This is a genomic window from Sphingomonas bacterium (assembly GCF_903643035.1).
Lineage (GTDB): Bacteria > Pseudomonadota > Alphaproteobacteria > Sphingomonadales > Sphingomonadaceae > Sphingomonas.
Window position 1 is genome coordinate 1 of the sequence record NZ_CAHJWW010000094.1, and the last position, 9,896, is coordinate 9,896.

Below are 9,896 nucleotides of genomic sequence, written 5' to 3' on the forward strand. Positions count from 1 at the left end.
CTGCATGCGCGCGAGCGCACCGGCAAGGGCCAGGTGGTCGACAGCGCGCTCTACGAGGCGGTGCTGCAGGTGACCGAAAGCCTTATCACCGAATATGCCGCCTCCGGCTACATTCGCGAGCGATCGGGCTCGGCGTTGCCGGGGATCGCGCCGTCGAACGTCTATCCGTGCTCCGACGGCGAGTTTCTGATCGGCGCCAACCAGGACGCGGTGTTCGCCCGCCTGTGCGACGCGATGGGCCGGCCGGAACTCGCCAGCGACCCGCGCTACGTCGATCATGTGTCGCGCGGGCGCAACCAGGTCGAGCTCGACGAACGCATCGGCGTCTGGACCATGACACTGACGACCGCGGAGGTAGAGCGGCTGATGATCGCGCACAGCGTGCCTTCGGGCGCGATCTACCGCGCGCCCGAGATGCTCGCCGATCCGCATTTCGCCGCGCGCGAGGCGATCGTCACGCTCGATCATCCGCGCTGGAGCGAGCTCAGGATGCAGAACAGCTTCCCGAAGATGTCGGACACGCCCGGCTCGATCCGGAGCATCGCGCCGCAGCGCGTCGGCGAGCATAACGACGAGGTCTATGGCGCCCTCGGCCTGTCGGCGGAGGACCTCGCCGCGCTGAGTGCGCAGGGTGCGATATGACGGCGGACAACTATGCCGGGGTGTTCGACGGTCACCTGCCGTTCGGGCGGCGTCCGGCACTGGTCGTGGTCGATGTGGTGATGGCCTATCTGATCCCGGGATCGCCGCTCTACGATCCGGCTTTCGCCACGGCGCTGGCGGCCAACGAGCGCCTCGTGGCGGCGGCGCGGGACGCGGGCGTGCCGGTGATCTTCACCAATGTGGTCTATCAGCCGGGCGGCGCCGACGGCGGGCTGTTCTACCGCAAGGTGACGCCGCTCAAGGTGTTCGAGCGCGGCGATCCGGGCGGCGCCTTTCCCCCGTCGCTGCAACCGCGCGACGACGAGACGATCGTCTCCAAACAATATGCCTCCGCGTTCTTCGCGACCTCGCTCGCCTCGACGCTGACGGCGAAGGGAATCGATACGGTCATCGTCACCGGTTTCTCGACGTCCGGCTGCGTCCGCGCGACGGCGCTGGATGCCCTGCAGCATGGCTTCGCCCCGTTCGTGGTGCGCGAGGCGTGCGGCGATCGCCACGCCGGGCCGCACGATGCCAACCTGTTCGATCTGCAGGCGAAATACGCCGAGGTGGTCGGCGAGGACGAGATGATGCGCCTGATCGCGGCGCACGACCGGGAACCGGCATGATCGGGGCGATCTTCGGCGGCCGCCCCTGCCCGCACGCCGTCCCTCACCGATCGGCGGCGAACCCTGCCGGATCATTGTTCGTGCCGGGTCCATGGTTCCGCACGGCAGGCTGACGATGCCGCATCGGGGATTGCCGCCACGCCCGGATGATGGCGTGAGCGTGAGCGTTGGAGTTCGTACTCTTGAGCCGTGACGTCTAAGGCGTTTCCGGGAACGACCATTCCGGCTGGCGACGTTTGCGGAAGGGAGTACGGATGCGGCGGCGGCTACAACGACTGGCTGAACTCGATGTCGTCGATCGCTGGTCCTCGTGGCTGCCCAGCTGGGCATCGCAACTGCTGCTCGGAAGCGTCTGCACCGCGCTTTTCGCGATCGTGCGAACGGGCGTGGATGCGGTCGCCCCCACCGCCGGTCCCTATGCGCCCGTCTATCCGCTGGTCCTGATCGCGACGCTGTTCGGCCGTTGGCGGGCGGGTGTCGTCGCCTATGCCGGCTGCTTCGCGTGGACGTGGTTCGTCGTGCTGCCGCGCGCCGCGGCGCGGGCCGTGCCGCTCGCGACCGACGTCACCAGGACGGTGGTCAGCGCGTCCACGGTGCTGGTCGTGCTCGTCTTCGCGGAGGTGTTCCGTCAGGCGGTCCGCCGCGCCGTCGCTGAGCGCGAGCAGGCCATCGGCGCGCTGCGCGAACGCGAACGGGACCTCCAGCGGCTCAATCAGGACTTGGAGAACAGGGTCGCCGAGCGCGCGCGCGAGGCGGGCCGGACGTGGCGGGTCAGCCCCGACCTGCAAGGGTTCCTGAACGCCGACGGCTTCTTCGAGTCGAGCAATCCCGCGTGGCAGGCGACCCTTAGATGGAGCGAGGCGGAGATCCGGACGACGCCGTTTCTCGACCTGGTCCATCCCGACGACGGGGAGCGCACCAGGGCGGCGTGGGAGCAGGTCCGCGAGGGACGGCCCGTCCTGCGTTTCGAGAACCGCTGCCGTTCGACCGATGGCGGGTGGCGCTGGCTGTCATGGGCCGTCGTTCCCGAGGATGGCCGGTATTATTGCAGCGCGCGCGACGTCACCGAGCAGAAGGAGGCCGCGGAAACCCTGGCGACGATGCAGGAGGCGCTCCGCCAGTCGCAGAAACTCGAGGCGATCGGACAGCTGACCGGCGGGGTCGCGCATGATTTCAACAACCTGTTGACCGTCATTCGCGGTTCGATCGACCTGCTCAAGCGGCCCGGCATTGCCGAGGACAGGCGCGAGCGGTATATCGACGCGATCGGCGACACGGCGGACCGCGCCGCCCGGCTGACCGGTCAGCTGCTCGCGTTCGCCAGACGGCAGACGCTCGTGCCCGAGGTGTTCGACAGCGGCGCCTGCCTGCTGGAGGTCGCGACGATGCTCGGCACGCTGACGGGATCGCGCATCGAGGTGGAGACGCGCATCCCCGACGAGCCGTGCCTGGTCAGCGCCGACCGCAGCCAGTTCGAGACCGCGCTCGTCAACATGGGGATCAACGCGCGCGACGCGATGAACGGCGAAGGACGGCTGACGATCGCGGTGGATGCGGTGTCGGGCATCCCGGAGCTGCGCGGCCACGGACCGGTCGCAGGAGACTTCGTGGCGATCACCCTCCGCGACACCGGCGAGGGGGTGGCGCCTCAGGACCATGCCCGTATCTTCGAGCCGTTCTTCACCACCAAGGAACAGGGCAAGGGCACCGGCCTCGGCCTGTCCCAGGTCATCGGGTTCGCCAAGCAGTCCGGCGGGGACATCCGCGTCGAGAGCACGATCGGCGAGGGCACGACGTTCACCCTCTACCTGCCGCGGGTGCCACAGGACGCAGGCGTCCCTCCGCAGGCGTCCGTGCCGGAACCCACGATGGACGGGGACGGCATCTGCGTACTGGTGGTCGAGGACAACGAGCAGGTGGGCGAGTTCGCCACCCAGGCGCTGCGCGAGCTTGGATACGACAGCGTCCTGGCGCGGGATGCGACGGAGGCGCTGCGCGAGCTGGCGCAGAACCCTGGCCGCCATCATGTCGTGTTCTCCGACGTCGTCATGCCGGGGATGAGCGGCCTCGACCTCGCCAGGGAGATCCGGCGATCGCATCCCGACATGCCGGTGATCCTGACCAGCGGATACAGCCATGTGCTCGCGCAGAATGGCACGCATGGCTTCGAACTGCTCCACAAGCCGTATTCGGTGGAGCAGCTGTCCCGGGTGTTCCGCAAGGCGCTGAGCCGGCAGAGCTCCGCAAGCGGGTGAAATGATCCTGCCGATCGAACGCTTCGTCCGCCGCCGCGTCGGCGCGCGCGCAACAGGGCGGTGCCCGTTTGATGCACAGATCGAATGGTCTGGCGAAACCTATGTAATCCCTCGCTTATAGTCGTCAGAAGGAGGGCCGCGTTCGGCAACCAACCATGAACTTGGGCGTCTTTGCTTTGCCAACGAGTGACCGTTGGCGCGACATGAGCGCAGACCGCACATCATGACTGCCATCCCGGATGATTCCGCACACGACAGCGTGACCGACGTGCGCGGAGACTGGTCGGGTGACAATCAGGACTGGTGGGACTGGTACGTCTCGCTGGCCGAGAACGACCGATCGGCCGCGCCGCTGGTCGACTTGGGTCCCCTGCCCGACGTCGCCTGGCCCGATGACGCCGAACTGGCGCTCGAACTGGCCGAACCGTTCGAGCTTGGAGCCGATGCCGTCGACGCGTTCCGCGTGAACGGTTTCGTGAAGCTGCCAGGCGTGCTGTCCCCCGGCGCGACGTTGCGCCTTCGCGCCGAGCTGAAACGGTTGCTAGAGGCGACATGCTCCGTGTCGCTGGACGGTGGGGTGAAGGACTGTTTCCTCAGCCTGGAGATGGTCTGGCTCGACAATCCGCTGGTTCGCCGGTTCGTGTTCAGCCCGCGCATCGCGAAGATCTGCGCCGATCTGCTCGGGGTCGACCGGGTGCGGCTGTACCACGACAACGTCCTGTCCAAGGAACCGGGTTGCGGACGCACGCCCTGGCACCATGACGACCACCATTTCCCGCTCGATACCCATGATGTCGTGACGACATGGATCGCCGCCCAGGCCATACCGATCGCCATGGGGCCGCTGGCGTTCGCCGGTCCGATCGACACCCACCGGCTGGTGGCCGGCGTGCCGTTCAACAAGACCGACACGAGCTACGACCGGCATGTGGGACAGTTGTTCCGGCAGCACGAGGTAGCGGTGGACGAAAGCCCCTTCGCGCTGGGGGAGGCGAGCTTTCATCACAATCTGAACTTCCACACCGCCGGGCCGAACCGCACGACACGAAGCCGGATCGTCCTTGCCAACACCTTCTTCGCCGACGGCGCGCGGATCGTCGCGGACCCGACGATCGTGTCGGGCGACTGGCGCAAGTTCATGCCCGGGTGCGAGCCGGGCGGGCTGGCCGAGTCGGATCTGAACCCCGTCTGCTGGCCGGCGGAGCGATCGGCATGACCGGCCAGGCCGGCGATACCTATGCCCGGTCGTGCGATCACTGGTCGGAGGCCAGCCGCGCGGAGATGGACGCCTTCTACGCGCTCGCCACCGACGACTATCGTCACCTGGCCGAGGCGAAGGACTGGGCGACATGGCTCGCCGATCGGCAGCGCGCGGCCGGGAACCGTCCGCTCAGGCTGCTGGACGTCGCCTGCGGGTCCGGCAAGTTCCCGACGGCGCTGCGACGGCATGCGGGCGTCGAGGACGCGGGCATCGGCCCGATCGACTACGACCTGCTCGATCCGTCCGCCTTCTCGATCGCCGAGGCCCGCGCCGCGCTCGGCCTGCCGTTCGTCCCGGCTGCGGAGTTCGAGACGCCGCTGCAAGGCTTCACCACCCCCGACAGGCCCTATGACATCGTCTGGGCGACGCATGCGCTATACGCGGTGCCGCTGGCCGAGCTGGATGCGGCGATGGAGGCGTTCGTGCGTGCCATCGGCGGCATCGGCTTCATCGCGAACGCGATGGCCGACAGTCACTACATCCGCTTCTACCGCGTCTTTCTCGACAGCTTCCGTGGCGGCGAGGGAGAGGCGTACCGGACCGGCGAGGAGATCGCGGCATCGCTTCGCCGGCTCGGCGCCAGCGTGGAGGTACAGGAGGTCGCCTATTCGCAGAAGTCCGACGACGACGCGGTGGTTGAGGGTTATCTTCAGCGGTGCGCGTTCGACGACACGGTCCCGCTTGCCTCCATGCGGTCGACCGGGCCGCTGGCCGCCTATCTGGAAGGCTGCCGCAGCGGGGGCGGCTGGCGTTTCGAGCAGCGCGTCGCGATGCTCTTCGTGACGCCCTGACCGACGTGCTCCACCTCGGTGCGCTCCACCCCGGCCGGGAAACCACGCTCGACACCGACTGGACGCGCGCGGTCGCCCGCGGATCGTGGCCGGATGCCGCCGCAGTGCGCGACCATCTGAAGACGGTGCACAAGGCCCATGCCGGTTTCACGGAGTCCTGCGCGACGTCCTGCCTCGATGCGGATGGACGCGACAGCTACGATTGGCTGGCGGACGCGGCCGACGGCACCGCCAGCGCCGACATACTGGATCTCGCCTGTGGGTCCGGCGTGCTGCTGGAGCGACTGGCCCTGCGTCATGCCGACGCGCGGCTCGCGGGCGTGGACATGAGCGCCGACGAACTCGCATTGGCGGAACGACGGCTCGGACGCGACCGAGTCGTCTTGCATCGCTCCATGGCGCAGGACCTGGCTTTCCTGGCCGACGGCTCGACGGACGTGGTGCTGTGCCATTGGGCGTTGACGCTGATGCAGCCAGTCGTTCCCGTGCTGGCGGAAATCGCACGCGTGCTGACGCCGAGCGGCACGTTCGCGGCGATCGTCGACGGCCCGGTCGACATCGCGCCCGGCTATGCGGAGATCGAGGCGCTGATCTCCGGCCATGTGCGGCGCGCCTATCCCCGATATGGCGCCGTCGATCTCGGCGACCCGCGCATCCGCCAGACCGGTACGCTGAACGACCTTCTGCGCGTCGCCTTTCCAGGCGCCCGCGTCGAGATCGAGGCGAACGTCGTCTCCACGACGGCCGAGCCCGAGGCGCTCGCGCGCCAGGCTTCCAGCTTCTTCTACTCGGTCTTCATGCTGTCGCCGGACGAGCGGGGGGTCATGCTGGCGGAGCTGACCGGACTGTTCGCGCGGCGGGGACCGCGCGCATCGTTTCACATGCCGATCAACCGACTGGTCGTCGCCCGCTGACGTCGCGCCGACCCGGTCCGGTCCGCGCCGAAGCGGGTGACAACTTCCTGTTTTATGAAGCTTTGCCACGTCGATCGGGAACCGAGCCGCCCGTGCGGGTATTACCCACGAACACGGACGCGCCGCCACTTTCCGCTCCGCTCGTCAGCCTTGAAGGAACGACATGCCCGACGCCAAGCACATCTACACGCAGTCGCTGCAGAACACCCATGCGGCGGAGCACCAGGGTCTCCAGCAGCTGGAACTGCAGGTGAAGGGCCTGGACGACTATCCGGACTATGCCGCACTGCTCCGGCAGCACGCCGGGACCACCAAGCAGCAGCTCGCCCGTATCGAGCAGGCGCTGACGGAGGTGGGCGGCAGCCCCGCAGCACTGCGGGAGGGAGTGACCACTGCGGTCGGCACCGTCGGCGCGGCGGTCCACGGCGTCATGCCCGACGCGACCCTGAAGAACCTCTTTGCCGGCTACGCCTTTCAGGGCGAGCAGATCGCGGCGTACACATCGCTGGCGGTGATCGCAACGGCCGCAGGCCATGCGGCGCACCAGGGATGGATCGAGGAATCGTTACAGGAGGAAAAGGCGGCGGCGGCCGGGGTCGAGGCGATCATCGAGTCCGTCACGCTCCGTTTCCTGGCCAAGCAGCAGGGGTGACGTGACGATCCGCGGTCCGGCCGACCGGATCCCGGCATTGTGCCGGGTCCGGGATCGCGGAAACTATTTTGCATGACAACGGGCTGGTCGACGCCCTGATACCGACAGAGCTCGTCGTGCGGGCCTGCAGCGACGGGCGTTGTGGTTGGATGGTCGCTCACCCCACCCATCCCCCTAACCGATCCTTCATCATGCCGCGATAGATGGCACGGGATGTTCCAGGATCCGAAAATCCTCAATCAACAACAACTTGACGCAAGCGCGCGCGAGATCGGACAGCTGGCGATCGACTGCACGGACGCCGCGGGAGAGATGCTGAGCGTAACGGACAGCATCGCGACGCAGCTCGTCGCGCTGGACGACCTCAACACCGTCATCGTCGATCTTCAGCGCAAGCAGACCGCCATCACGCAAGCGACGGACATTACCCGGTCGCTGTCGGCGGAGACCCTCGACAGGCTGTTGCAGAGCCACGACACGGTCAAGCTGTCGATTGCCGAGTTCGGCAAGCTGACCACGCTGGTCACGCAGTTGGGGTCGCGGATGGTCCGGTTCGACGACGCCATCGTCAAGGTCGGCGATGTCGTCGGAGCGATCGAGTCGATCGCGCGCACGACCAGGATGCTGGCGCTCAACGCAACGATCGAGGCGGCGCGTGCCGGCGAGGCGGGCCGCGGTTTCGAGGTAGTCGCCGCCGAGATAAAGCGCCTGTCCCGCGACACCAGCGCGGCGACGCAGACCATCAAGAGCACGGTCGAGGCGTTGACGGGAGAGGCGAGCGACTTCGTCTCCAGCGTCAAGGAGGGCGTCCGCAGCAGCCGCCAGGCGGAAGACCAGTTCGCCATCGTTTCCCGCGCGATGACGGAAGCGGCGGACCTGGTGGGATGCGTGCGCGAACAGGCCGCCGACGTCACCGAACACGCGGCGGACATCCGGTCGAACGTCGACGAGGCGACCGAGCGTCTGCGCGGCTATTCGGCGGCGGCCGGGCTTCACGCGGACATGATCGAGAAGACGCGCGCCAAGGTCCTGCGGATGGAGGTCACGTCGAACGGCGCCTTCAACGACGCGGTACAGGCCGGCGCGCTTACCGACGACCACGGGTTCATCGACCTCGCCACGGGCCAGCGCGACCGGTTCGTCGCATTGACGCAAGAGGCGCTCGCGTCGGGCGCGCTCGACCTGGAGATGCTGTTCGATCGCGACTACCGGCCGGTCCCGGGATCGGCCCCCGAGCGGTTCACGTCGAGACTGACCGCCTTCGCCGACCGGTGCTGGGCGCCCGAGCTGGAGCGGTTCGTCGCGAGCTCGCCGGCCATATTGTCGGCAGCCTGCACGGACGCGAACGGGTTCCTTCCGACCTGCACGTCCGAATATAATCGACCGCCGACCGGCGACTACGACCACGACGACAGATGGTGCCGCCACGGCCGGATCCTGTTCGGTGATCTGGACAAGGTGGCAAAGGCGAGCACCGCGCCGTTCTTCCTGTTCGTATACCGCCGCGGCGCCGGCAACGGGAACTACCGGGTCGCGCGCAACGTCGCCATCCCGATCGTCATCCACGGCCGGCGCTGGGGCGACTTCGAGTGTTCGTACATATGTGACTAGGCGTCGGGCGCCGTCGCCGACGCGGTCGTCGTCCATCCGGGTACGACCGCTATGCCCCTTCCAGTTCCCGCATCAGCACCCGCACCGCGTCGTCCACGTCGCGGTCGGTGCCGCGCAGCTCCTCGATCCGGCGCACCGCATGGATCACCGTCGAATGGTCGCGCCCGCCGAACCGCCGGCCGATCTCGGGTAGCGAGCGGGTGGTCAGCCGCTTGGCGAGGTACATGGCGATCTGGCGCGGGCGGGCGATTGCCCGCGCGCGCCGCTCGGAGACGAGATCGAGCGGCTTCAGCTCGAAATGGCGCGAGACGAGCTTCTGGATGTCGTCGATGGTCACCCGCCGCTGCCCGCCGCGCAACACCTCGCCAAGCGTCGCCACCGCGAAGTCGAGGTCGATCGCCTCGCCGGTCAGGTGCGCATAGGCGACGACGCGGTTGAGCGCGCCCTCCAGCTCGCGGATGTTGGCATGGATGCGATTGGCCAGCAGGTCCAGCACGTCGACGGGCACCGCGCCGGCGTCGGGCAGGTCGGCGAGCTTGCGGTCGAGGATCGTGCGGCGCAGTTCCGAGCCCGGCGGCTTGATGTCCGCCACCAGCCCCACCGCCATCCGGCCGAGGATGCGCGCCTCCACCCCGTCCAGCGCCTGCGGACAGCGGTCGGCGGAGATCACCAGCCGCTTGCCCGCCGCCATGATCTCGTTGACCGTGTGGAAGAACTCCTCCTGCGTCGCGTCCTTGCCGGCGATGAACTGGAGGTCGTCGATCAGCAGCAGGTCCGCCGAGCGCAGCCGCGCCTTGAACGCGAAGGTATCGCGCGCGCGCAGCGCCTGCACGAACTCGAACATGAACCGCTCGGCCGACATCGCCAGCACGCTCGCGCCGGGACAGGCGGCGAGGAACGCGTGGCCGATCGCGTGCATCAGGTGGGTCTTGCCCTGCCCCGTGCCGCTGTGGAGGAACAGCGGGCTGAACCGCGGCACGCCCGGCTCGGCGAGCGCCCGCGCCGCGTTGAAGGCAACCCGGTTCGAGGCGTCGACCACGAACCGGTCGAACGTCAGCCGGGCATCAAGCGCCGGCCGCTCCGCCGGTTCCGCCGGAGCGGCGGCGGCGGTGACAGGCTGCGACGTGGCGGCCGGGCGACC

General features: G+C 68.2%; 9 protein-coding genes. 8 read left to right on the forward strand and 1 reads right to left on the reverse strand.

Annotation, left to right across the window (positions count from 1 at the left end):
* The 8 genes from HUV01_RS07685 to HUV01_RS07720 all read left to right on the forward strand — a co-directional run.
* A partial coding sequence (locus tag HUV01_RS07685) for a CaiB/BaiF CoA transferase family protein (protein ID WP_174297708.1) occupies positions 1–642 on the forward strand: 642 nt, incomplete at its 5' end.
* Positions 639–1,271, forward strand: coding sequence for an isochorismatase family protein (locus HUV01_RS07690; RefSeq protein WP_174297709.1), 633 nt, complete (start codon positions 639–641; stop codon positions 1,269–1,271). The genes HUV01_RS07685 and HUV01_RS07690, both read left to right, overlap by 4 nt.
* A 254-nt stretch (positions 1,272–1,525) precedes the next feature.
* Positions 1,526–3,526 carry a hybrid sensor histidine kinase/response regulator gene (locus tag HUV01_RS07695; RefSeq protein ID WP_174297710.1) on the forward strand — a complete coding sequence of 667 codons (2,001 nt, stop codon included), beginning with the start codon at positions 1,526–1,528 and terminating at the stop codon, positions 3,524–3,526.
* Between the two features lie 259 nt (positions 3,527–3,785).
* Positions 3,786–4,742 (forward strand): phytanoyl-CoA dioxygenase family protein, encoded by a 957-nt coding sequence (locus HUV01_RS07700; RefSeq protein WP_254606475.1) that lies wholly within the window; start codon positions 3,786–3,788, stop codon positions 4,740–4,742.
* Positions 4,739–5,578, forward strand: coding sequence for a class I SAM-dependent methyltransferase (locus HUV01_RS07705; RefSeq protein WP_174297712.1), 840 nt, complete (start codon positions 4,739–4,741; stop codon positions 5,576–5,578). The genes HUV01_RS07700 and HUV01_RS07705 overlap by 4 nt, the downstream gene beginning before the upstream one ends.
* 5 nt (positions 5,579–5,583) lie before the next feature.
* The gene (locus HUV01_RS07710; protein WP_174297713.1) at positions 5,584–6,492 is read left to right on the forward strand and encodes a class I SAM-dependent methyltransferase; all 909 of its coding nucleotides are present in this window, start codon (positions 5,584–5,586) and stop codon (positions 6,490–6,492) included.
* A 163-nt stretch (positions 6,493–6,655) separates the two neighbouring features.
* Positions 6,656–7,144, forward strand: a complete 489-nt coding sequence (locus HUV01_RS07715) for a DUF892 family protein (RefSeq protein WP_174297714.1) — start codon at positions 6,656–6,658, stop codon at positions 7,142–7,144.
* 213 nt (positions 7,145–7,357) lie between these two features.
* A complete protein-coding gene (locus HUV01_RS07720; protein ID WP_174297715.1) occupies positions 7,358–8,755 on the forward strand; it encodes a methyl-accepting chemotaxis protein in 1,398 nt (465 codons plus the stop codon).
* Between the two features lie 49 nt (positions 8,756–8,804).
* Here HUV01_RS07720 and dnaA read toward each other — a convergent pair.
* Positions 8,805–9,896 (reverse strand): chromosomal replication initiator protein DnaA (gene dnaA / locus HUV01_RS07725; RefSeq protein WP_174297716.1); only part of this gene is annotated, 1,092 nt, incomplete at its 5' end.

Excerpts from the sequence above, each read along its gene's own strand:
- HUV01_RS07720 (WP_174297715.1), top strand. The coding sequence starts at position 7,358 with ATGTTCCAGGATCCGAAAATCCTCAATCAACAACAACTTGACGCAAGC.
- HUV01_RS07715 (WP_174297714.1), top strand. The coding sequence starts at position 6,656 with ATGCCCGACGCCAAGCACATCTACACGCAGTCGCTGCAGAACACCCAT.
- HUV01_RS07690 (WP_174297709.1), top strand. The coding sequence starts at position 639 with ATGACGGCGGACAACTATGCCGGGGTGTTCGACGGTCACCTGCCGTTC.
- HUV01_RS07705 (WP_174297712.1), top strand. The coding sequence starts at position 4,739 with ATGACCGGCCAGGCCGGCGATACCTATGCCCGGTCGTGCGATCACTGG.
- HUV01_RS07695 (WP_174297710.1), top strand. The coding sequence starts at position 1,526 with ATGCGGCGGCGGCTACAACGACTGGCTGAACTCGATGTCGTCGATCGC.